22 protein-coding genes are annotated in these 22,904 nt (G+C 75.0%); 13 read left to right on the top strand and 9 right to left on the bottom strand.

Features of this window, described 5'->3' with window-relative positions; translation table 11 throughout:
* The first annotated feature begins 51 nt into the window (after positions 1-51).
* Positions 52-456 (top strand): ChaB family protein, encoded by a 405-nt coding sequence (locus O7604_RS28595; RefSeq protein ID WP_194801001.1) that lies wholly within the window; start codon positions 52-54, stop codon positions 454-456.
* Positions 457-516: 60 nt separating this feature from the next.
* Here O7604_RS28595 and O7604_RS28590 read toward each other — a convergent pair whose 3' ends face one another.
* A complete protein-coding gene (locus tag O7604_RS28590) occupies positions 517-1,950 on the bottom strand; it encodes an aldehyde dehydrogenase family protein (RefSeq protein WP_281578365.1) in 1,434 nt (477 codons plus the stop codon).
* A gap of 72 nt (positions 1,951-2,022) precedes the next feature.
* On the opposite strand from O7604_RS28590, the gene O7604_RS28585 reads away from it, so the two are divergent.
* Both O7604_RS28585 and O7604_RS28580 read left to right on the top strand, forming a co-directional pair.
* Positions 2,023-3,615 carry an NAD(P)/FAD-dependent oxidoreductase gene (locus O7604_RS28585; RefSeq protein ID WP_281578364.1) on the top strand — a complete coding sequence of 531 codons (1,593 nt, stop codon included), beginning with the start codon at positions 2,023-2,025 and terminating at the stop codon, positions 3,613-3,615.
* A 251-nt stretch (positions 3,616-3,866) separates the two neighbouring features.
* Complete coding sequence (locus O7604_RS28580; protein ID WP_120572001.1) at positions 3,867-4,928, top strand: IS110 family transposase; 1,062 nt, start codon at positions 3,867-3,869, stop codon at positions 4,926-4,928.
* 394 nt (positions 4,929-5,322) lie between these two features.
* Here the strand turns inward: O7604_RS28580 and O7604_RS28575 are convergent, their stop codons facing one another.
* Both O7604_RS28575 and O7604_RS28570 read right to left on the bottom strand, forming a co-directional pair.
* The gene (locus O7604_RS28575; protein WP_194801004.1) at positions 5,323-6,090 is read right to left on the bottom strand and encodes a polyprenol monophosphomannose synthase; all 768 of its coding nucleotides are present in this window, start codon (positions 6,088-6,090) and stop codon (positions 5,323-5,325) included.
* A gap of 90 nt (positions 6,091-6,180) precedes the next feature.
* Entirely contained in the window at positions 6,181-6,627 is a 447-nt protein-coding gene (locus O7604_RS28570) for an SRPBCC family protein (RefSeq protein WP_281578363.1), read from the bottom strand.
* A gap of 255 nt (positions 6,628-6,882) precedes the next feature.
* Between O7604_RS28570 and O7604_RS28565 the strand changes: the two genes are divergently transcribed.
* From O7604_RS28565 to O7604_RS28530, 8 genes are read left to right on the top strand one after another with little or no spacing between them, the layout of a single operon-like run.
* Positions 6,883-8,472 (top strand): HAD-IIIA family hydrolase, encoded by a 1,590-nt coding sequence (locus O7604_RS28565; protein WP_281580015.1) that lies wholly within the window; start codon positions 6,883-6,885, stop codon positions 8,470-8,472.
* Positions 8,469-9,443, top strand: a complete 975-nt coding sequence (locus O7604_RS28560) for a glycosyltransferase (RefSeq protein ID WP_269700584.1) — start codon at positions 8,469-8,471, stop codon at positions 9,441-9,443. Before O7604_RS28565 ends, O7604_RS28560 begins: the two co-directional genes overlap by 4 nt.
* Positions 9,428-10,645: a glycosyltransferase gene (locus O7604_RS28555; protein WP_281578362.1), complete on the top strand. Its 1,218-nt coding sequence runs from the start codon at positions 9,428-9,430 to the stop codon at positions 10,643-10,645. Before O7604_RS28560 ends, O7604_RS28555 begins: the two co-directional genes overlap by 16 nt.
* Positions 10,645-11,337, top strand: a complete 693-nt coding sequence (locus tag O7604_RS28550) for an SIS domain-containing protein (protein ID WP_281578361.1) — start codon at positions 10,645-10,647, stop codon at positions 11,335-11,337. Before O7604_RS28555 ends, O7604_RS28550 begins: the two co-directional genes overlap by 1 nt.
* On the top strand, positions 11,334-12,815 hold the full coding sequence (locus tag O7604_RS28545; RefSeq protein WP_281578360.1) for a PfkB family carbohydrate kinase: 1,482 nt from the start codon (positions 11,334-11,336) through the stop codon (positions 12,813-12,815). The genes O7604_RS28550 and O7604_RS28545 overlap by 4 nt, the downstream gene beginning before the upstream one ends.
* Before the next feature lie 55 nt (positions 12,816-12,870).
* Complete coding sequence (locus tag O7604_RS28540; RefSeq protein WP_281578359.1) at positions 12,871-13,572, top strand: SDR family oxidoreductase; 702 nt, start codon at positions 12,871-12,873, stop codon at positions 13,570-13,572.
* Entirely contained in the window at positions 13,569-14,528 is a 960-nt protein-coding gene (locus tag O7604_RS28535; protein ID WP_281578358.1) for a glycosyltransferase family 9 protein, read from the top strand. The genes O7604_RS28540 and O7604_RS28535 overlap by 4 nt, the downstream gene beginning before the upstream one ends.
* Entirely contained in the window at positions 14,512-15,501 is a 990-nt protein-coding gene (locus O7604_RS28530) for a DNA topoisomerase IB (RefSeq protein ID WP_269700576.1), read from the top strand. Before O7604_RS28535 ends, O7604_RS28530 begins: the two co-directional genes overlap by 17 nt.
* A gap of 173 nt (positions 15,502-15,674) precedes the next feature.
* Here O7604_RS28530 and O7604_RS28525 read toward each other — a convergent pair whose 3' ends face one another.
* The 4 genes from O7604_RS28525 to O7604_RS28510 form a co-directional block, all read right to left on the bottom strand.
* A complete protein-coding gene (locus O7604_RS28525; RefSeq protein WP_269700574.1) occupies positions 15,675-16,718 on the bottom strand; it encodes a helix-turn-helix domain-containing protein in 1,044 nt (347 codons plus the stop codon).
* 124 nt (positions 16,719-16,842) lie between these two features.
* The gene (locus O7604_RS28520) at positions 16,843-17,346 is read right to left on the bottom strand and encodes a hypothetical protein (protein ID WP_269700572.1); all 504 of its coding nucleotides are present in this window, start codon (positions 17,344-17,346) and stop codon (positions 16,843-16,845) included.
* A 63-nt stretch (positions 17,347-17,409) separates the two neighbouring features.
* Positions 17,410-19,041, bottom strand: a complete 1,632-nt coding sequence (locus tag O7604_RS28515; protein WP_281578357.1) for a RecQ family ATP-dependent DNA helicase — start codon at positions 19,039-19,041, stop codon at positions 17,410-17,412.
* A 67-nt stretch (positions 19,042-19,108) separates the two neighbouring features.
* Positions 19,109-19,231: a hypothetical protein gene (locus O7604_RS28510; protein WP_013285408.1), complete on the bottom strand. Its 123-nt coding sequence runs from the start codon at positions 19,229-19,231 to the stop codon at positions 19,109-19,111.
* A 137-nt stretch (positions 19,232-19,368) separates the two neighbouring features.
* Here O7604_RS28510 and O7604_RS28505 point away from each other — a divergent pair, with 137 nt between their 5' ends.
* Positions 19,369-20,868 (top strand): glycoside hydrolase family 3 protein, encoded by a 1,500-nt coding sequence (locus O7604_RS28505; RefSeq protein ID WP_269700568.1) that lies wholly within the window; start codon positions 19,369-19,371, stop codon positions 20,866-20,868.
* A 45-nt stretch (positions 20,869-20,913) separates the two neighbouring features.
* On the opposite strand, the gene O7604_RS28500 is transcribed toward O7604_RS28505, so the two are convergent.
* Positions 20,914-21,201 carry a GNAT family N-acetyltransferase gene (locus O7604_RS28500; protein ID WP_269700566.1) on the bottom strand — a complete coding sequence of 96 codons (288 nt, stop codon included), beginning with the start codon at positions 21,199-21,201 and terminating at the stop codon, positions 20,914-20,916.
* Entirely contained in the window at positions 21,198-22,424 is a 1,227-nt protein-coding gene (locus O7604_RS28495; protein WP_281578356.1) for a cysteine desulfurase-like protein, read from the bottom strand. Before O7604_RS28495 ends, O7604_RS28500 begins: the two co-directional genes overlap by 4 nt.
* Before the next feature lie 98 nt (positions 22,425-22,522).
* Here O7604_RS28495 and O7604_RS28490 point away from each other — a divergent pair, with 98 nt between their 5' ends.
* Positions 22,523-22,882 (top strand): hypothetical protein, encoded by a 360-nt coding sequence (locus tag O7604_RS28490; RefSeq protein ID WP_281578355.1) that lies wholly within the window; start codon positions 22,523-22,525, stop codon positions 22,880-22,882.
* Positions 22,883-22,904: the final 22 nt, after the last annotated feature.

Genomic DNA, 22,904 nt, shown 5'->3' with positions numbered 1-22,904 from the left:
GGGCGGGAGGGAACCACACCAGACAGCCGATCCCGACTCCAGGAGGACGAGATGCCCGGGCGCGAGGTACTGCCCAGCACGCTGCGGCGCTCCCCGGCGAAGGCGCAGCGGACCTGGGAGAAGACGCACGACTCGGCGGTCGAGACGTACGGCGAGGGGGAGCGGGCGCACCGCACCGCCTTCGCCGCGGTCAAGCACGAGTTCGAGAAGGTGGGCGACCACTGGGAGCCCAAGGGCCGCAAGGGGCCAAGCGACAAGCAGGCCGCGGGCGGCGGCCCGGCCCGGCGCGCGCCGACGGCCGGCGGGGTGGACGCCAACGCCACCAAGGACCACCTCATGGAGGTGGCGAAGAAGCTGGACGTGCGCGGCCGGTCCCGGATGACCAAGCCGGAGCTGGTCAAGGCCATCGAGAAGGCGAACAACAACGCGACCCGCAAGGCCCGCGGGGGTCGCTGACCCCTGGGGGTACGCGTCGAGCCCGGGACCGCCTCGGTCCCGGGCTCGTGTCGTGCCGTCTCACCAGTGGCCGCCGCCCGGCGCCTCCAGGTGCACCGCCTTCACGGTGCTGAACTCGTCCAGCAGTTCCGGGCCGTACCCGAAGCCCTGGCCGCTGCCCCGGCGCGGCTGGGCCGCACCGCCCGGCGCCCCGCCGAACACCGAATTGATCTTCACAGTCCCGACCGGCAGCTCCCGCCAGGCGCGCTGGGCGTGGCTCATCGAGCCGGTCAGCACGGTGGCGGCCAGGCCGTACGGGGAGTCGGCGGCGCAGCGCAGCCCTTCGCTGAACGAGTCGACCACCACCACCGGCGCGACCGGCCCGAACGTCTCCTCGCGGACCAACGCCATGTCGTGGCGGCAGCCCTCGACCACGGTGGCCGGGTAGAACGCGCCGGGCCCGTCCGGCAGCACGCCGCCCGCGCGTACCCGGGCGCCGTCGGCGAGCGCGGCGGTGACCTGACCGTGGACGTGGTCCCGGTGCCGCCGGTCGACCAGCGGCGCGAGCTGCGTGCCCGGGTCACGGCCGGGGCCCACGGTGAGCGCCTCGGCGCGCGCCACCAGCGCATCCAGGAAGCCCTCGGCGACGTCGCGGTGCACGTAGATCCGCTCGACCGCGACGCAGATCTGACCGGCGTTGGCGAAGCAGCCCAGCGCCGCCTGTTCGGCCGCCCAGATCGGGTCGACGTCCGCGTCCACCACGAGCGGGTCGCTGCCGCCGTTCTCCAGCAGCACCTTCGCGCCCGTCCGCGCGCCCGCGGCGGCGATCGCCCGGCCGGTCGCAGTGGAACCGACGTGGGCGATCACGTCCAGCTCCTGACCGGCCAGCGCGGCGCCCACCTCGCCGCCGCCGGTGAGCAGCGACAGCACCCCGGCCGGCAGCGCCGAGTCCAGCGCGCGGGCCAGCAGCCAGCCGGTCGCCGGGGTCCGCTCGCTCGGCTTGTGAACCACCACGTTGCCGGTGACCAGCGCCGCGCCGAGCAGGCCGCAGGACACCGCCACCGGGTCGTTCCACGGGGTGATCGCGGCGACCACGCCGCGCGGCTCGGGGGCCATGAAGTCCAGCGCGTCGTGCGCGCCGTGCAGCGTCCGGCCGCCCCGTACCGGGGCCAGCTCGGCGTACTGTCGCAGCGTGCCGATGCCCGCAGCCACCCCGCCCCGCGCGTCGTCGAGCGGCTTGCCCATCTCCGCCGTGGTCGCCTCGGCCAGCTCATCGGCCGCCGCCTCGACCGCGTCCGCCGCCCGGTGCAGTGCCGCGGCCCGTAGCGCCGGTGCGGTCGCGGCCCATTCCGCCGCCACGCCCCGGGCCGCCTCCACCGCCTTGGCCACCTCGTCGGCCGTGGCGACGGGCGCCCGGGTCACCGGCGACCCGTCCGCCGGATCGTGGACGACCAGTTCGCCACCCTCGCCGCCGGCGCCCCACACTCCACCAATGAGCTGCGCAACCGTGTACATGCGGCCCTGCTTGCCCCGGCCTGGGCGGGGCAAACGCGTTTCGCCCGGTGACCGGCCGGGTAGGCGGATCGGATGACCTCCACCGCAGACGCCGTCGTCATCGGGGCCGGGCACAACGGGCTGGTGGCCGCGAACCTGCTGGTGGACGCCGGCTGGGACGTCGAGGTCCTGGAGGCCACCGAGGCGCCCGGCGGGGCGGTCCGCTCCGCGTACGTGACAGCGCCCGGTTACCTCAGCGACCTCTACAGCTCCTTCTACCCGCTCGGCTACGCCTCGCCGGTGCTCGACGGGCTGGGCCTGCAACGGCACGGCCTGTCCTGGACGCACGCGCCGGACGTCCTGGCGCACCTGCTGCCGGACGGCCGGGCCGCAGTGGTCAACCGCGATCTGGACACCACCGCCGCCTCGCTGGAGGCGTTCGCGCCCGGCGACGGTGAGCGCTGGCGGCACGCGTACGCCGACTGGCTCCAGGTGGCCGAGCCGATGCTGCAGACCATCACCACGCCGTTCCCGCCGGTACGCGGCGGGCTGGGCCTGCTGCGGCAGCTCCGCATCGGCGGCGCGCTCCGGCTCGCCCGCCGTCTCGTGCTGCCGGTACGCAAGCTCGGCGCGGAACTGTTCGCCGGCGAGGGCGGTCCGGTCCTGCTGGCCGGCTGCGCCCTGCACACCGACCTGTCCCCGGAGGAGGCCGGCTCCGGGGTGTACGGCTGGCTGCTCGCCATGCTCGGCCAGCAGGTGGGCTGGCCGGTGCCGGTCGGCGGCGCCCAGCGGATCACCGACGCGCTCGTCGCGCGGCTGGTCGAGCGGGGCGGGCGGATCACGTACGGCGCCCGGGTCGAGCGGGTGCTCACCGCCCGGGGCCGGGCGATGGGCGTGCGCACCGCCGGCGGCACCGACTGGCGGGCCCGGCGGGCGGTGCTCGCCGACGTACCCGCCCCGGCGCTCTTCCTCGACCTGGTCGGCGCGGCGGCGCTGCCGCCCCGGATGGTCGAGGACCTGGCGCACTTCAAGTGGGACGGCTCCACGCTCAAGGTCGACTGGGCGCTGTCCGCGCCGGTGCCGTGGAAGAACCGCGACCTGGCCGGCGCCGGCACCGTGCACCTGGGCGCCGACATGGACGGCCTCACCACGTACGCGGCGCAGCTGGCCCGCGGCGAGCTGCCACGGGATCCGTTCCTGCTGGTGGGGCAGATGTCGGTGGCCGACCCGAGCCACTCACCCCCCGGCACCGAGTCGCTCTGGTCCTACACCCACCTGCCGTTCCGCCGGGACTGGCGGGCCGAGGAGGTCGCGGGGCACGTGGAGCGGATGGAGGAGGCGCTGGAGGCGGCGGCACCCGGTTTCCGGGCGTCGATCGTCGGGCGGCACGTGGCCGGCCCGGCCGACCTGGAGGCCGCCGAGCCGAGCCTGGTCGGGGGAGCGCTCGGCGGCGGCACCGCCGCGGCGTACCAGCAGTTGTTCCTGCGGCCGATCCCCGGCCTGGGCCGGGCCGACACCCCGGTGGACCGGCTCTACCTGGCCAGCGCCTCCGCCCACCCGGGCGGCGGCGTCCACGGCGCGCCGGGGGCGAACGCGGCGCGCGCGGCGCTGGCGCGCGACCGGGCCGTCACCGGCGCGGTGTACGCCCGCACGATCGCCGCCGCTCACCGCACCGTCTACCGCTGACTGTGAGCATGGCGGGGTCGGTTCAGTAGTGATGAGCTGATGGCTGGCAGTGGCAGGCGTGACCCTTCGTCTGACTGGCTTTGTGCCCTTGGCGGGACTTGTCCGTCTGCTGCTGCCAGCGCCGGCCCGGCGGGAGACGTTTGGCCTGATCAGGAGCTTGACCGCCAGTTAGCGGCTGGCGTGTCTCATCACAGTCCTGCCATCTCCGCGCCGGACCGGACCTCGCGTCCCCCACGGTGAGGAGAGAACGCATGTCCATGCTGGCAGATCTGGTCGAGGTCGTCATCGGCGTCGACACGCACAAAGACACCCACACCGCCGCGGTCCTCGATGCCCGCACCGGTGCCGTGCTGGCACGGGTCAGGGTGAACACCGACCCGGACGGCTACGCCGAGCTGGTAGCCCTGGCCGATGAGCAGTCAGGGTTGCGGGCCTGGGCGCTGGAGGGCACCGGCGGCTACGGCGCCGGCCTTCACCGTTATCTGGCCGATGCCGGTGAGCTGGTTGTCGAGCTGGACCGCCCCAAGCGGCCGACTCGCCGGGCCGGGGCGAAGTCCGACCCGATCGACGCCGAACGCGCCGCCCGTGATGCCCTGGCCCGCACCCGGCTGACGCAGCCCAAGACCGGGCCTCAGCGGGCAGCGCTGCAGATGCGGCTGACCGCCCGCCGGGCGGCCGTCGAGGCTGCCACCGCCGCCCAGCGGCAGCTGCACGCGATGGTCATCACCGCTCCCGAAGCGGTGCGAACCCGCTTTCGCGGGCAGCGCACCCGAACGATGATCACCACGGCTGGCCGGCTGCGACCGACCACGGCCGGTGGCGACATCGAGGCCGCCACCGCGCTGGCAGTGTTACGTGATCTCGCCCGACGCATTCGGACCTTGGAAACGGAGGCAGCCAGCCACGAGACAGCCATCCGCATGATCGTGCGCTCCTGGCGCCCCGACCTGCTCGACCTCACTGGCGTCGGACCCATCGTCGCCGCCACCGTCCTGACCGCCTGGTCCCACCCCGGACGCTGCCGCAACGACGCCGCGTTCGCCATGCTCGCCGGCGCCGCCCCGATCCCTGCTTCATCCGGCAAAACCATCCGCTACCGGCTCAACCGCTCAGGCGACCGGCAACTCAACCGCGCCCTGCACACCGTCGCCCTGTCCCGACTGCGCTACGACGAACCCACCCGCGCCTACGCCGACCGCCGCCGCGCCCAAGGCAAAACCGACCGAGAGATCAAACGCTGCCTCAAGCGATACATCGCAAGAGACCTCTACCGACGCCTCGAAAGCCCACCCCAGCCACTTGACGCGCCATAGGAGCGTCCCACCGCGCAACCTCGCCGCCGGGACCGCCGCCGGACGGAGGCGCTCAGCGGCATCGGCCGACCGCCGACTGCGCGACTGCTCATCGTCGCGCCGCACTTCACCTGTGAGGGCCGTTCCGGGCGTCACGCTGAGTGTCCGGTATCGCGCCGACGGAATGACCGCACCGCCGCCTTTGCTCTGCAGCCGCATGCGCATCGGTCACGTACCGTTTCCGGAGTCGGCATCCGGCGAAACGGTGCTCCGAGGAGCGCCCCTGCTCAGGGCGGTGCTGCGCCGATGGCTGCAGAGCAAAGGGGCCGACGAGGGAAGTCGCCGCGCGACCGCGCCCTCACGCGCGGTGACAATGACGCAGCGTGAGGGCGCGGTGGAGACACGGAAAGCGGTGTCAGGAGTCCAGGTTGCGGTGCCGGCTGCGCAGCTTGAACGGCATCAGCGCGCTCTCGATCTTCGTGGCGGTGGTCATCTTCGAGTCGCCGTCGCGGCGCTCCTCGAAGCGGATCGGCACCTCGAGGATCGTGTGGCCCAGCTTGGTGGCGAGGTAGTGCATCTCCACCTGGAAGCTGTAGCCGTTGGACTGCACCCGGTCCAGCCCGATCGCGCGCAGCGCGTCGGCCCGCCAGATCTTGAAGCCGGCGGTCAGGTCGCGGATGCGGACCCGCAGCAGCGTGTGCACGTACAGGTTCGCCCAGCCGCTGAGCGCGCGCCGGTACAGCGGCCAGTTCTCGTCCAGCTCACCGCCGGGCACGTACCGCGAGCCGATGACCACCGACGCCTGCGTGGACAGCAGCGCGCCGAGCATGCCGGGCAGGGCCTCCGGCGGGTGCGACAGGTCGGCGTCCATCTGCGCGACGAAGTCCGCGCCGTCGTCGAGCGCCCGGCCGATGCCGTCCACGTACGCCCGGCCGAGGCCCTCCTTGCCCGGGCGGTGCACGACCATCACCCGGTCCGGGTGCTCGATGGCCAGCTTGTCGGCGACCTCGCCGGTACCGTCCGGGGAGTTGTCGTCCGCGACCAGCACCTTCAGCCCCGGCAGCGGGAGCGCCAGGAGGCGCTCGACCAGCACCGGGAGGTTGCCCGCCTCGTTGTAGGTCGGAACGACGACGGTCAGGCGCGCATCCCCCCACGGGGAGGGTAACTGCACGGGTTCGATCATCACGGACATCCTCGGTCAGCCGACAGGTTCACCTGAGAGGGTAGCCAGTCCCTCGCGCGGCGGGCGCACAGACGCCCCGCCGGCGATCGATCACCGCTCCGGCTTCTGCCGCGTCGCGATGTCGGACAGCCGGGCCAGCGTCTCCCGGTTACGAAGATGCAGCACCAGGTCGTTGAGCTTGGTCCGGACCCACCGCAACGGCCCGGCGGCGAAGTCCTCACCGAGCGTCACCCGGGTCCGGCCGTCGTCCAGCGGCTCCAGGTCGAACGCCACGATCGCCTCCCCGGCCGGCCACAGCCCGGCGCGCAACACCAGCCGCTGCGGCGCCTGGCACTCCAGCACCGTGGACTTGTCCTGCAGCGAGAACGGCCAGGGCCCGGCCCGGTGGTGCAGCCGGCTGCCGACGCGCGGCCACGTGTCGTCCACGTCCCGCACGTGCGCGGTGCCCACCACCCAGTCGCTGTACGTCCACCCGTCCGCGAGCACCTCGAACACCTGCTCCGGGGGCGCGTCGATCACCTTCTCCACAACCGCCATCACCGAGCGGTACCCCGGTGAGGGCGGTCGCTAACGGCGGTCGGGTTAGCTTCTCCGGGGCGGCGGGTATCGCCGGACCGGGCAGGTCGTGGCAGGCGTGCACCGGTCGTGCGGCACCGGCGGGGACGCCTGGCGCCGACGTCGACGTTTACTCCTCGGGGCCTCGGGAACCCGCCGCCCGTGCGACGGGACCAGGAGCGGGATCAGTGCAGGTCAGCCCGGGTTGACCCGGGTGCTGACCGGTTCCCGTCCGGCCTGTACGACGCGGTTCTGCTGGACCGCGACGGCACGCTGGTGGAGGACGTGCCGTACAACGGCGACCCGGAGAAGGTACGGCCGGTGCCGGGTGCCCGGGAGGCGCTGGACCGGTTGCGGGCGGCCGGACTGCGGCTCGCCGTCGTGACGAACCAGTCCGGCCTGGCCCGGGGCTACTTCACCGCGCACGACCTGCGCCTGGTCAACGCCCGGGTGGAGGAACTGCTCGGGCCCTTCGACCACTGGGCGATCTGCCCGCACGCGGAGGCCGACGGGTGCGCCTGCCGCAAGCCCGCTGCCGGCCTGGTGCACGAGGCGGCGGCCGCGCTCGGGACCACGCCGACCCGGTGTGTGCTGATCGGTGACATCGGCGCGGACACGGCAGCCGCCGCGGCGGCCGGCGCCGCCGCGATCATGGTGCCCACGCCCGCGACCCGGGCCGCCGAGGTGGCCGCCGCGCCGACGGTCGCCGCCGACCTGCCGGACGCGGTGGGCATCGTGCTGGCCCGGATGCGCCTGACGGCCGCGCCGCAGCCCGCACGCGGGTCGCGCCGGGGCACGGTGCTGGCGGTCCGCAGCGACGCGGCGGGCGACGTGCTGGTCACCGGGCCGGGCATCCGGGCGGTGGCGGCCGGCGCGGAGCGCGTGGTGCTGCTGTGCGGGCCACGCGGCCGGGCCGCCGCCGAGCTGCTACCAGGCGTGGACGAGATCATCGAGGCGCCACTGCCGTGGATCGACGCGCCCGCCCCACCCGTCGACCCCGGCGCCGTGCGCGCGCTCACCGACCGGCTGTCGGAGGTACGCGCCGACGAGGCCGTCGTGTTCACCTCCTTCCACCAGTCCGCCCTGCCTCTCGCGCTGCTGCTGCGCCTGGCCGGGATACCGCGGATCAGCGCGATCAGCGACGACTACCCGGGCAGCCTGCTCGACGTCCGCCACCGCGTTCCGGCAGGCGTACCCGAACCGGAACGTGCCCTGTCCCTCGCTGCCGCCGCCGGCTTCGCGCTGCCCGGCCACGACGAACCGGCGCTGCGCATCCGCACCGACCGGCTTCCGCCGCCCGCGGCCGCCGCCGGCGAGCCCGGCTACGTGGTCCTGCACCCCGGATCGTCGGTGGAGACCCGCGCCTGCCCGGAGGAACTGGCCACCCGTGTGGTCCGCGTGCTCGGCGCGGCCGGCTACCGGGTCGTGGTCACCGGCGGACCGGACGAGCGGGATCTGACCGCGCGGGTCGCCGCGGCGGGCGGCGTCGACCTGGGCGGGCGAACCGGGCTGGACGAGCTGGCGGCGGTGATCGCCGGAGCCGGCGCGCTGGTGGTGGGCAACACCGGCCCGGCGCACCTCGCCGCCGCGTTGGGTGTGCCGGTGGTGAGCCTGTTCGCCCCCACGGTGCCGTTCGGACAGTGGGGGCCGTACCGGGTGCCGACGGTGCGCCTCGGTGACGCGGGTGCGGCGTGCCGGGACACCCGCGCCACCGTCTGCCCGGTCCCCGGGCACCCGTGCCTGTCGGCGGTCGAGCCGGGGCGCGTGCTGGAGGCGTTGCGGCTGCTCGGCGTGCCGACACCGGTGGCGGACGGGGTGGCCGGATGAACATCCTGCTGTGGCACGTCCACGGGTCGTGGACGACGTCCTTCGTGCACGGCAAGCACCGCTACCTGGTGCCGGTCACCCCGGACCGGGGCCCGTACGGGCTGGGCCGGGCGCGCACCTACCCGTGGCCGGACAGCGCCGTGGAGGTCACTCCCGAGGAGCTGCGCGACACCGACGTGGACCTGGTGATCCTGCAACGTCCGGAGGAACTCGACCTGGCCGCCGAGTGGCTCGGCCGCCGGCCCGGCCGGGACGTGCCGGCGATCTACGTCGAGCACAACACGCCGAAAGGCGACGTGCCGAACACCCGGCACCCGATGGCCGACCGCGACGACCTGCTGCTGACCCACGTCACCGCGTTCAACGAGCTGTTCTGGGACAACGGCGCCACCCGCACCACAGTCGTCGACCACGGCGTCGTACCGCCCGCCGTCGAGTGGACCGGCGAACTCGACCGCCTCGCCGTGGTCATCAACGAGCCGGTACGCCGCTGGCGCGTCACCGGCACCGACCTGCTCGCCCGGTTCGCCGCGCTGGCGCCGCTGGACGTCTACGGGATGAAGGTCGACGGTCTCGCCGCCCACCTCGGCCTGCCCGAGAACCGGCTGACCAGCCACGACGACGTACCCCAGCACGCCATGCACGCCGAACTCGCCAAACGGCGCGCCTACCTGCACCTGTGCCGCTGGACCTCACTCGGCCTCAGCCTCATCGAGGCCATGACCATGGGCATGCCCGTGGTGGCACTGGCCACCACCGAAGCGGTGGAGGCGGTGCCACCGGCCGCGGGCGCGCTGTCCACCCGCGTCGACACGCTCGTCGACGCCGCCCGTGGCCTGCTGGACGACCCGGAGTCCGCCCGCCGGGCGGGCGCCGTGGCCCGGGCCGCCGCCCGGGACCGCTACGGCCTGGAGCGATTCCTCGCCGACTGGGACCGGCTGCTGGAGGAGGAAGTATGCGCATCGCGATGATCTCGGAGCATGCCAGCCCGCTCGCCGTCCTCGGCGGGGAGGACGCCGGTGGCCAGAACACGCATGTCGCGGAGCTCTCCGCCGCGCTCGCGGCCGCCGGTCACGACGTGCGCGTCTACACCCGGCTCGACGCGGTGGACCTGCCGGTGAGCGTCCGCACCCCGGACGGGTACGAGGTGGTGCACGTACCGGCCGGGCCGGCCGAGCCGGTGGCCAAGGACGACCTGCTGCCGTACATGCCGTCGTTCGGGCAGTGGCTGGCCGATCGGTGGCGCACCGGCGACTGGCAGCCCGAGGTGGTGCACGCGCACTTCTGGATGAGCGGGCTGGCGGGTCTCGCCGCGGCCCGCCGCGCGGGGGTGCCGGTGGTGCAGACGTATCACGCGCTCGGCACCGTCAAGCGCCGCTACCAGGGCGTGCAGGACACCAGCCCGCCGGGCCGGGTCGAGCACGAGCGGAAGCTGGGCCGCTCGGTGGACCGGGTGGTCGCCCAGTGCCAGGACGAGGTGGCCGAACTGGTCCGGATGGGCGTGCCCCGGTCCCGGATGACAGTCGTGCCGTCGGGGGTGAACCTCACGACGTTCTCCCCGCTCGGCCCGGTCGCCGACCGCGACGGCGGCCGGGCCCGCATCCTCACCGTCGGCCGGCTGGTCGAGCGCAAGGGCTTCCAGGACGTCATCCGGGCCGTCGCCGAGGTGCCCGACGCCGAGTGCGTGGTCGTCGGCGGGCCGCCGGCCGGGCTGCTGGAGACCGACCCGTACGCGCTGCGCCTGCGCGCGCTGGCCCACTCCCTCGGTGTCGCCGACCGGGTACGGCTGGTCGGCGCGGTGCCCCGGGAGGAGATGGGCCGCTGGTACCGGTCGGCCGACGTGCTCGTGGCCGCGCCCTGGTACGAGCCGTTCGGGCTCACCCCGCTGGAGGCGATGGCCTGCGGAGTACCGGTGGTGGCGACGGCTGTCGGCGGGCTGATCGACACGGTGGTGGCCGGACGCACCGGCGACCTGGTGCCGCCCCGGGAACCGGCGGCCCTCGGCGCGGCCCTCCGGGGCCTGCTCGACGACCGGATCCGCCGCTTCGCGTACGCGACCGCGGCGCTGGAGCGGGCCCGCACCCGCTACTCCTGGGCCACCACGGCGGACCGCCTCACCGAGTTGTACGGCGAGGTGGCCACGGTGCGCCGCCCGACCCGGGTGGTCGCCTGATGACGGCCGGGACGCCGCCGGCCGGCGCGACGGTGCTGGAGGACCACCTGAGCCTGCTGGCCGCCGCGCTGCTGCCGCTGCGGGAGGCGGAACAGATGCTGGCCCGCTGGGGTGAGGAACTGGCGCAGCGGCTGGCCGCCGGTGGCCGGCTGCTGGTGGCGGGCAACGGCGGCAGTGCCGCCGAAGCCCAGCACCTCACCGCCGAACTCGTCGGCAAACTCCGCCACGACCGCCAACCGCTGTCCGCCATCGCCCTGCACGCCGAAACCAGCGCCCTCACCGCCATCGCCAACGACTACGGATACGACGAAACCTTCGCCCGACAGGTCCGCGCCCACGGCCGACCCCACGACATCCTCCTGCTCCTGTCCACCAGCGGCACCAGCCCCAACCTCCTCACCGCCGCCCACGCCGCACACCAGGCCGGACTGCGCTGCTGGGCCTTCACCGGACCCGCACCCAACCCCCTCGCCGACCTCTGCCACGAGCACCTGGCGATCGACTCGCCGGACGGGCAGGTGGTGCAGGAACTGCACCTGGTGGCCTCGCACGTGCTCTGCGAGTACGTCGAACTGGCGCTGCCCGCCGCGCTCGCCGCGAAGACGCCGGCCGGGCCGGTACGCGCCGGCGTCGAGGTCGTCGTCGGCGAGCCGGACCCGACGGCGCCGGCCGGGCGGGGAGGACCGGCATGAGGGGCCCGGTGGTGGTGCTCGGTGACACGCTGCTGGACCGCGACGTCGAGGGTCTGGTGAACCGGCTCTGCCCGGACTCCCCGGTGCCGGTGCTGGACGAGACCGTCTCCGTCGACCGGCCCGGTGGCGCCGGGCTGGCCGCCGTCTTCGCCGCCGCGCAGGGCGCCGACGTCGCGCTGGTCACCGCCGTCGCCGACGACGCGGGCGGGGCGCGGCTGGGCACGCTGCTCGCCGCCGCCGGCGTCCGGTTGTACGCGCTTCCGCTGGCCGGCGCCACCCCGGAGAAGATCCGGCTGCGGGCGCGCGGCCGGGTGCTGCTGCGCCATGACCGGGGCGGGACGTCCGGTGCGCCGGGTCAGCCGAGCGACGCGGTGCTGCGGCTGATCGCCGACGCGTCCGCCGTGCTCGTCAGCGACTACGGCCGGGGCGTGGCAGCGCATCCCGCGCTGCGCGCCGCGCTGACCGCCACCCGGGCGCCGGTGGTCTGGGATCCGCATCCGCGCGGGCCGGGGGCCGTACCCGGGGTGCACCTGGCCACGCCGAACGAGCCGGAGGCCCGCGACTTGGCCAAGACGCCGCCTGGCGGTTCCCGCCTGGCCGTCGCGTCCCGTAGCGCGCACGCGTTGCGCCGCCGCTGGCAGGCGCGCGCGGTGGCGGTGACGCTCGGCGGGGACGGCGCGCTGCTCAGCCACGCCGGGTCCACGCCCCTGGTGGTGCCGGCGCCGCCCGCCGAGGGGGACACCTGCGGCGCGGGGGACCGGTTCGCGTCCACCGCGACGCTCGCCCTGGCCCGGGGCGCGCTGGTGTCCGAGGCGGTGCAGGAGGCGGTCGCGGAGGCGTCGGCGTACGTGGCCGGGGGCGGTGTGGCCACCGCGCTGCCCGCGCCGGTGCGGGCGGTGGCCCCGGCGGTGGTCACCGGCGGCGGGGACCGGATCGGCGCCGCGGCGGCCGGTGAGGTGGTGGCCCGGGTACGCGCGGCGGGCGGCACCGTGGTGGCCACCGGCGGCTGCTTCGACCTGCTGCACGCCGGGCACGTGGCGACGCTCCAGGCGGCCCGGCAACTCGGCGACTGCCTGGTGGTCTGCCTCAACTCCGACGCCAGCGTCGCCGGGCTCAAGGGGCCGGAACGCCCGGTCGTGCCGCAGGGCGACCGGGGACGGCTGCTCGCCGCGCTCGGCTGCGTCGACGCGGTGCTGATCTTCGACGAGGCGACCCCGGAGGCGGCGCTGTCCTGGCTGCGCCCCGACATCTGGGTCAAGGGCGGCGACTACGCCAGCGGCGGCGGCCCGGAGACGCTGCCGGAGACGGACATCCTGGCCCGCTGGGGTGGTCACACGGTGGTCGTGCCGTACCTCGACGGGCGCTCGACCACCGACATGATCGCGGCGGCGCGGGCCGGGCGGGGCAGCGGCGGCTGGCCGGTCGACCAGACCGAGGCGGTCGCGCAGGTCCGGTCCACGGCGAAGGGAGCACGATGAACGAGCGACGCATCCGACCCGGCGCGGTCGCGCCCGCCGGTCCGACGGTGGCGGCGTGAGCGCCGGCGCGCCCGGAGCCGGGCCGACCGTCCTGGTCACCGGCGGCTCCAGCGGGCTCGGCGCGGCGGTGGTCGCCGCGGTGGCCCGCGCCGGTGGACGCCCGCTGGTGCTGGACCGGCAGCGCCCCGCCGACGGGGTGCCCTGGGTCGAGTGCGACCTGGCCGACACCCGCGCCGCCGAGGCCGGCACCCGTGATCTCGCGGAACGCTCCGGCGGGCTGGACGCCGTGGTCACCGCCGCCGGGATGGACGTTCCCGGCAAGCTGGCCGACATCCCGGCGGAGACCTGGGAGCGGATCGTCACCGTCGACCTGCTCGCCACCGCCGCGGTGATCCGGGCCGCGCTGCCCTGGCTGGAGGCGTCCCGCGGCAACATCGTCACCGTCGCCTCGACGCTCGGCGTCAAGGCGGTGAGCGACGCGACCGCGTACTGCGCGGCGAAGTTCGGGGTGGTCGGCTTCACCCGGGCGCTCGCCGCCGAGCTGGCCGGATCGGTGGGCGTGACGCTGCTGATCCCGGGCGGCATGCGGACCGCGTTCTTCGACGAGCGGGACGCGCAGTACCGCCCCGGCCCGGACGCGGTGCTCAACGAGCCGGCCGACACCGCCGCCGCGGTCATGTTCGCGCTGTCCCAGCCGGCCGGGTGCGCGGTACGCGAGATGGTGGTCTGCGCCGCGCAGGAGTCCTCGTACCCGTGATCCTGGTGCTGCGGGCGCTCGGGGTCGGCGACCTGGCCACCGCCGTGCCGGCGCTGCGCGGGCTGCGCGCCGGCCTGCCGGGCCGGGAGCTGGTGCTCGCCGCCCCGGCCTGGCTGGCGCCGCTGGCGGAGCTGACCGGCGCGGTCGACCGGGTGCTGCCCACCAGCGGGCCGGACCGGATCGCGTGGACCGGCCCGCCGCCGGAGGTGGCGGTCAACCTGCACGGCCGCGGGCCGCAGTCGCACCGGGCGCTGGCCGCCGTCCGCCCCGGCCGGCTGCTCGCCCACCGCAACCCAGGCGCCGGACACCCGGACGGCCCGTCCTGGGACGACGACGAGCACGAGGTCCGCCGCTGGTGCCGGCTGCTGCACGCGTACGGGCTGCCCGCCGACCCGGGGAACCTGGCGCTGCGGCGTCCGGCGGTCGACGGCGTACCGGCCGGGGTGACGCTGCTGCACCCGGGCGGCAAGATCCCGGCGAAGCGCTGGCCGGCGGACCGGTTCGCCGGGCTGGCCCGGTTGCTGACCGCGCGGGGGCACCGGGTGGCGGTGACCGGCTCGCCGGACGAGCGGGCGCTGGCCGAGCGGGTCGCCCGCGACGCCGGGCTGCCGCCGCAGGCGGTGTTGGCCGGCCGGACCGGGCTGGTCGAGCTGGCCGCGCTCGTGGCGTGCGCGCGGCTGGTGGTCAGCGGGGACACCGGCGTGGCGCACCTCGCCACCGGCTACGGCACCCCGTCGGTGGTGCTGTTCGGCCCGGTGCCGGCGGCGCACTGGGGCCCGCCGCCGGACCGGCCCCGGCACCGGGCGCTGGGTGCGATCGAGCCCACCCCCGTCACCAGCGATTCGACCGGGTGGGGCGGGGTAGGAACCCACCCGACACTGAGTGCCGTCGGGATCGACGAGGTGGTGGCTGCGGTGGCCGACGTGGAACGGGTCTCCGGTGCGGTTGCGGCGTAGCGATCCGGGCCGGCCGGGGTACGCCCGCCGGCGGCGCGGCAAGGGCTGGCTGTTCCTCGACCCGGCCGGCGAACCGGTTCGCGAGGGCGAGGAACTGGCCCGGCTGCGCGAGCTGGTGATCCCGCCCGCCTGGCAGGACGTGTGGATCTCGCCGTACCCGAACGGCCACATCCAGGCCACCGGCATCGACGCGGCGGGCCGCAAGCAGTACCTCTACCACCCGGGCTGGCGGCGCAAGCGCGACGAGGCGAAGTTCGACCACGTGCTGGAGGTGGCGCACCGGCTGCCCGCGCTGCGCGACCGGGTCACGCAGGACCTGGCGCTGCGCGGCCTGCGCCGGGAACGGGTGCTCGCCACCGTCGCCCGGCTGCTCGACATGGGCGCGTTCCGGGTCGGCAGCGACCAGTACGCCACCGGCGACGACCCGACGTTCGGGGTGGCCACCCTGCGCCCCGAGCACGCCCGCTCCCGGGGCGGCTGCGTGGTGTTCGAGTTCCCGGCCAAGGGCGGCATCGACCAGGTCCACCGGATCGAGGACGCCGAGCTGTGCCGGGTACTGCTCAACCTGCGCCGCCGCCGGCGCGCCCAGGAGCGGCTGTTCGGCTACTGGGACGGCCGGGCCTGGCGCGACGTGCGCAGCGACGAGGTGAACGACTACCTGCGCGACGCCAGCGGCGGCGAGATGACCGCGAAGGACTTCCGGACCTGGCACGCGACGGTGCTGGCCGCCGCCGAACTGGCCACCGTCGGCCCGCAGCGCTCGGCGACCGCCCGCAAGCGCGCCGTGGCGGGGGTGATGCGGTCGGTGGCCGACCTGCTCGGCAACACCCCGACGGTGGCGCGGACCTCCTACGTGGACCCGCGCGTGGTCGACCTCTACCACGACGGGGTGCTGGCGCCGGTGCAGCCGGAGATGCCGCGCGAAGCGGTGGAGAAGTCGGTGCTGGCGCTGCTGGAGGAGGAGGCCGGCTGACCGCCGACCGGCCCCGTCGGTCCTGGGGGGAAGCGCGACGGGGCCGGAAACCTCGGCCGCTGGTGCGGTCCCGGGGGCGCCTACCGGGCGGGGCCGCCCGCGGCCGGGACCGCCGCGGACGCCACGCCCGGCCCCCCGATATCCGTGGGCCACCGCGAGCGGTGGCCCAGGTTTCAGTATGTACGGGACAGGTTGACGGCGGATGCCGTGCTGTTGACGATCCGTGCCGATTCCAGGTGACGAGCCCGGTACGTCTGCGGCGTCTCACCCTGCGCGGCCCGGAAGACCCGGCTGAAGTGCGCCTTGTCCCGGAAACCCCAGCGGGCGGCGATGACCTGGATCGAGCGGTCGCTCAGCGCCGGGTCGGCGAGGTCGCGACGGCACCGGGCCAGTCGCTCGTCCCGGATGTACGCGGCCACCGTGGTCTCCTCGTCCTCGAAGAGCCGGTGCAGCGAGCGCACCGAGATGTGGTGCGCGTCGGCGATCGCGCCCGGGTCCAGCGTGGCGTCGCCGAGGCGCTGGCGCACGTACGCGCGTACCTGGGCCAGCAGGGCACGCCGCCGGACCTCGGTGGGCACCGCGTCCTCGGAGACGAGGTTGCGGCCGAGCAGCGTGGCGACCAGGTCCAGGCCGATGGCGCCGAGGCGCTCCGCGTCGGCCGCGTGGTACTGCTCGGGGTTCGCCGTGATCCGGACGAGGAAGTCGGCGACCAGGCCGCCGACACCCTCGGAGCCGGACATCCGGCCGGCGAACAGGGGAGCGAGCCGGCGGGGCGGCAACGGCAGCGCGTCGTACGGCATCAGGGCCACGATCGAGCGGGCGTACCCGGACCCGGCGGCGTCGGCGTGGTGACTGACCTCGTGCGGACGGGAGCAGTCGTAGAAGGTGAGGTCGCCGGGGCGGCACCGGGCGCGCTGCCCCTCCTGGTCGGCCTGGCTGTTCCCGCTGAGCGTCAGCGCGAGCAGGTAGTAGTCGGGGTCGGAGCGCTGGATCAGTTTCGAGGTGCGCACGCAGTCCACCGAGGGGTAGCGGTAGCGGATGAGCTGCATCCGGCCCAGGTCGATGAACTCGGCCCGGGCGACGAAGTCGTCGGCGTGCGCGGTGTGCACCCGCAGCGGCGTCGGCGTGCTCGCCATCATGTCCAGCCACATGCCGAAGCGCTCCGGTGGCGGCAGCACCTCCGTGTCGAGGACCTGACGTTGCAGCTTCCCGTCCATCAACGACCCCCCGTGGCTCGTCACTCCTGCTGTAAGCAGGACGCCCCACGGGGCCCGAAAGCGACACCGGTGGGGCGTGACGTCCGTCATTGACGGAACTGCGAGCCTTCTGTTAGGAGTCCGTCTAGTCGTTCAGCACCTGGGCCAGCCGGTCCCGGAACCGGCGCTCGGAGTCGGTGACCGTGTCGCCGCCCAGACCGAGGATGCCGCCGGTGGAGGCGGCGCCCACCACCTGCTCGGCGATGTCCACCAGCCAGTGGCGGTACGCCCCGGCCTGCCCCTCGTCCACCCGCGCGGCGAGCAGCGCGGACGCCTGCCCGGCCCGGGCCAGCACGTCGTCGATCATCGCCTTCGGGTCCGGCGGCGTGATGACCGGCAGTTCCGCGCCGGTCTCCGGGTCGCCGACCCGGTCGACGACCTCACCGGCCACCGCGGCGACCAGCGGGCTGGCCGACTCACGGCCGGCGGCGATGGTCTCCAGCCCGGCGGCGTTCTCGGCCATGGTGCGGCGGGTGCCGTCGGACTCGGCGGCGGCCGCCGCGGTGAGCACCGACTGCGGCAACCCCACAAGCAGTCCCCACTCCTCGTCGGAGACGCCGAACCGGGTGTACGCCGGCTGCTCGATCACGATCAGGCCCCTTTCGCCGTGGTCGTCGTTGTCGACGGGCGCCCCCGCGGCGCCCGGGTCAGGCTAGTCCAGCTCCAGCAGGCCCTGTTCGGACACCACGCGCACGGACAGCGTCTTGTAACCCACCTCGTCGAAGAGCACCGTCATCCGGTCCTCCTCGTAGCTGAGCACCAGGCCGGCGCCCCACTCCGGGTGGCGTACCTGGCTGTGCACCGGGAACGGCCCGACCGCGCCGTCACCGGCCACACTGGTGCCCGCGTGGCAGTTGTCGCAGTGCCCGCAGACCTCGCTCATCTGCTCACCGAAGTACGCCAGCAGGGCTTGGCCCCGGCAGCCCGTGGTCTCGGCGAAGGCGCGCATCATGTCGGTACGCGACCGGGTCACCGTCTGCTGCCGTTCCGCCTCGGCCAGCGCGGCGCGGCCGGACTCGGCGGCCGGCGGCGCGTACCGGGGCGCCGCGATGCGCTGCCTGGCCCGCGGCTCGGCGGCGCCGACCTGCTCCAGCAGGGACAGGTACTGGCCCAGCTTGCGCGGGCCGAGACCGGTCAGCTCGCGCAGCTCCTTGCGGTTGCGGGCCTTGCCGCGCAGCACCGCGGCGAGTTCGGTCAGTTCCTTGGAGTCCGGCAGTCCGCCGCTGAAGTAGCGCTGCAGGCCGACGTCCTCGGAGCGCCACAGCAGCAGCACCCGGGCCGGCGAGCCGTCCCGACCGGCCCGGCCGATCTCCTGGAAGTAGCTGTCCGGCGAGTCGGGCAGCGCCATGTGCACCACCCAGGCGATGTTCGGCTTGTCGATGCCCATGCCGAACGCCGAGGTGGCCACCATGATCGGCACGCGGTCGGCCAGGAACGCCTCGTGCAGCTCGTGCCGGGCCGCGGTGGGCATGCCACCGTGGTAGAACTCGGCCGGGTATCCGGCGCCGGTGAGCCGCTCGGCCAGTTCCTCGGCCGCCCGGCGGGTCGGCACGTAGATGATGCCGGGCCGCTCGTCGTCGCGCAGCAGCGCGATCAGCCGCCGCCACCGGTAGTCGTCGGTCGGGCAGTGAGCCACCTCGAGGAAGAGGTTGGGCCGGTCCAGCCCGGAGACCACCACCTCCGGCTCGCGCAGCCGCAGCCGGGCGATGATGTCGTCGCGTACCGGCGGGGAGGCGGTCGCGGTGAGCGCCACCACCGGCGGGCGGCCGAGGCCGTCGATCAGGTGACCGAGCGCCAGGTAGTCCGGCCGGAAGTCGTGGCCCCACGCCGAGATGCAGTGCGCCTCGTCGATCGCCACCAGCGCCGGCTTCAGCTCCCGGACCTCGGCGAGGCGGTCCGGGTTGCTCAGCGCCTCCGGCGTGATGAACAGGAACTCCGCGCGCCCGGCGCGGATGTCCTCGATCGCCTCGGCCTGCTGGGCGGCGCTCTCGTCCGAGCTGATCCGCACCGCGCGCAGCTCCGGGCGCTGCCGTTCGTTGAGCGCGGCGATCTGGTCCTGCTGCAACGCCAGCAGCGGGGAGATCACCACCGTCGGACCGGGGATCAGGCTGGCCGGGATCTGGTAGATCGCCGACTTGCCGGCGCCGGTGGGCAGTACCACCAGTGCGTCCCGGCGCTTCATCACGGCGCGCATGGCGGCGAGCTGGTTGGGCCGCAGCGCGGTCCAGCCGAACAGGTTCCGTGCCGCCCGGCGCAGGCTGGAGGAGTGCGTGGTCAGTTTCATCAAGCGCCTCAGCTACCCCCGGTGATCCCGCGCGAAACCGCCCCCGCCGCTCACCGCCCGGCGGGGATCAGCGGCGGAACATGGCCCGGATCGCGATCAGCAGGAACAGGCCGCCGACGACCAGACCGAGCAGGCGTACGCCGGGGATGTCGGCGGCGCTGGTGGCGTCGGCGAGCGGCAGGGCGGACATGTGGGAACTCTCCCACGGGAGGTCGCGAGGCGCCAGCGGCTAACAGTAAGGATTGTTGACTATTTAGCGGCGCGGTGTGACCATGGCAGCACCCGCCGGCCCCGGCGGGTCCGTGGGGGAGACGGGGGTACGACAGCGTGAGCGAGCGGACCGTGGGATCGACCGGAGACCTGGCGGCGCTCGCCGCCGCCGTCCTGCAACCGGGCTTCGTCGGCACCACACCGCCGCCATGGGTGTGCCGCTGGCTCGGCGAAGGGCTCGGCTCGGTCGTCCTGTTCGCCCGCAACGTCGTCGACCACGAACAGGTCGCCACCCTCACCGCGACCCTGCGGGCCGAACGGCCGGACGTCATCGTGGCGATCGACGAGGAAGCCGGCGACGTCACCCGGATCGAGTCCGCCCGGGGCAGCTCCCGTCCCGGCAACTACGCGCTCGGCGCGGTCGACGACCCGGCGCTGACCGAGGAGGTCGCCCGCGACCTCGGCGCCGAACTCGCCGCCGTCGGCGTCACGCTGGACTACGCCCCGGACGCCGACGTCAACTCCAACCCGGCCAACCCGGTCATCGGGGTACGCGCGTTCGGCGCCGACCCGGACCTGGTCGCCCGGCACACCGCCGCCTGGGTACGCGGCCTGCAGTCCGGCGGCGTCGCCGCCTGCGCCAAGCACTTCCCCGGGCACGGCGACACCCGGGTCGACTCGCACCACGACCTGCCCCGCATCGGCGGCGACCGGGCCCGCCTCGACGCGGTCGAGCTGGCCCCGTTCCGCGCCGCCGTGGCCGCCGGGGCGCAGGCGGTGATGACCGGCCACCTGCTGGTGCCGGCACTGGACCCGGAACTGCCCGCCACGCTGAGCCCGCGCGTGCTCGGCGGCCTGCTGCGCGAGGAGATGGGCTTCGGCGGTGTGGTGGTCACCGACGCGGTGGAGATGCGGGCGGTGGCCGACCGGTACGGCTTCACCGGCGCCGCGGTGCGCGCGCTCGTGGCCGGCGCCGACGCGATCTGCGTCGGCGGGGAACGGGCCACCGAGGCCGACGCCCGCGAGCTGCGTGACGCGATCGTGGCGGCGGTGATCAGCGGGGAACTGCCCGAGGAACGGCTCGCCGAGGCGGCGAAGCGGGTCGGCCAGCTCGCCGCGTGGAGCGTCGCCGCCCGCGCCCGCCGGATCGCCGGCCCGCCACCCGCCGACGGCTCACCGATCGGGCTCGCCGCCGCCCGCCGGGCGGTACGGGTCAGCGGCGACACCGGGCTGCTGCCGCTGGCCGGTCCGGCGCACGTGGTGGAGTTCGCGCCGCCGCGCAACATCGCCATCGGCGAGGAGACGCCGTGGGGCATCGCCGCACCCCTGACCCACCTGGCGCCCGGCACCACCACCGCCCGCTACGCCGCCGACGCCGTACCGGCCGACCCGGGCGCGACACCGGCCGGTCGGCCGCTGGTGCTCGTGGTGCGCGACCTGCACCGCCACGACTGGATGCGGGACGCGGTACGCCGGGCGCTGGCCGTACGCCCCGACGCGGTGGTGGTCGAGCTGGGCGTGCCCGAGCTGGTCACCGGCGCCGTGCACCTGGCCACCCACGGCGCCACCGCCGCCGCGGCCCGGGCCGCCGCCGAGGTGCTGACCGGCGTGCGCTGACTCCCGGCCCGGCCGGGTGGGGAGGTCCCCCGGCCGGGCCGGGCCTCACGGCTTCTCGGCCACCAGGTCGGCGTACTCCGGGTGGCGCTCGATGAACGAGGCCACGAACGGGCACTGCGGCACCACCCGGCCGCCCCGGGCACGGACCTGGTCCAGCGCGCCCCGGACCAGCGCCGCACCGACGCCCTGACCCTGGAACCGGTCGTCGACCTCGGTGTGCGTGAAGACCAGCGTCTCGCCGCGCGGCGTGTACGCGGTGAACCCGGCCAGCGCGTCGTCCACCAGGATCTCGAAGCGGCGCTTGGCGGCGTTCTCCTCGACCAGAAAACTCACCGGATCATTCTCCCTCCGGGCCCGGCCAGCCGGTCCAGTTCGGCCAGCAGCCGGTCCACCTCATCGACGGTGTTGTAGTGGTAGACACTGGCCCGCACGGCGCCGCCGCTGTCGCGCAGACCCATGGCGTGGAAGTACTCGTAGGCGTAGTAGTCGCCGTTCGACAGGCACAGGCCCGCCTCGCCGAGCGCCGCCGCGGTCTGCACCGGGGTCAGTCCGGCCACCCGGAACGACACCGTCGGGCAGCGCCGGGCGGGTGAGCCGTACACGGTCACGAACGGACGGTCGGCCAGCCCGGCGAGCAGCCGGTCGAACACCGCCTCCTCGTGCGCCTGCGCGGCGGCCAGTCCGGCGCGTACCCGCTCCCGGCGGTCGCCGGTCGCCTCCGGGTCCAGTCCGGCCAGGTGGTCCACCGCGGCGGTGACGCCGGCCAGCAGCGGGAAGCTCGGCGTGCCGTACTCGAACCGGTCCGGCACGCCGTCGGCGGAGGGGACCAGCTTCGCCGGGTGCAGCGCCGCCCAGCGCGCCGGGTCGGCGACCATCGCCGCCAGGTGCGGACCGGACCACTTGTACGCGCTGGTCACCAGGAAGTCCGCGCCGAGCGAGGCCAGGTCGGTCGGGCCGTGCGGCACCGAGTGCACGCCGTCCACGCAGACCAGCGCGCCGGCGGCGTGCGCGGTCTTGGCGATCGCCGCCACGTCCGGGACGGTGCCGATCGCGTTGCTGCCGGCGGTCACCGCGACCAGGCGGGTGCGCTCGCCGACCAGGTCGGCGTACTGGCCGGCGGGCAGCTCACCGGTCGCCGGGTCGAACTCGGCCCAGCGCACCGTGGCGCCGGACGCCTGCGCGGCCTGCACCCACGGGCGGACGTTCGCGTCGTGGTCCAGCCGGGACACCACCACCTCGTCGCCCGGACGCCAGCCGGCGCCGAGCGTCCGGGCCAGCGTGTACGTCAGCGCGGTGGCGCTGGGCCCGAGCACCACGCCGGACGGCTGCGCGCCGAGCAGGTCGGCGACCGCGGCCCGCGCGCCGGCGACCAGATCCAGCGCCCGGCGGCCGGGCCGGAAGGCGGTGCTGCGGTTGCCCGTCGCGGCGCGCATCGCCCCGGCCACCGCCTCGACGACTGTGGCGGCGGTCTGGGTGCCCCCGGCGCCGTCGAAGTGGGCGAATCCCTCGCTCAGGGCAGGGTAGGCGGCCCGGACCCGGGCGACGTCGAAAGCCATTCCGGCACCCTAGCGCGCACCGGGTGGGCCCCGCCCGGCGTGGCCTGCGCCATCCGCCTACGACGGGCGCGTGGAACGGGCCGCCTATCCTTGGGCGGGTGACGATGCGACGCGCCACCTCCGCCCCTGCCCGCCGTACCGCCGGTCTGCTCGCCGCTCTCGCCCTCGGCGCGGCACTGCTCGCCGGATGCAGTTCCGAAGGTGCCGAGACCGACTGCGGGCTGGACGCCTGCACGATCACCTTCGACCGTGGCGTCGAGGCCAGCGCCCGGATCCTCGGCGTCGAGGCGAAGCTGGTCGGCGCCGAGGGCGACCAGGTCACCGTCGAGGTGGCCGGGGAACAGCTCTCGCTCACCGTCGGCCAGCAGGCCACCGAGGTGGCCGGCTTCCAGGTCAGCCTGGACAGCGTCACCCACCAGCAGGTGGTGCTGCGGGTCGCCCGCGATCTCAACGGCTGATCCGTTTCGGCCGTCCCGGCGG

The organism is Micromonospora sp. WMMA1947, from assembly GCF_027497355.1.
Lineage (GTDB): Bacteria > Actinomycetota > Actinomycetes > Mycobacteriales > Micromonosporaceae > Micromonospora.
Note: the sequence above shows the minus strand (reverse complement) of the source record. Positions and strands in the feature narration are given on the sequence as shown.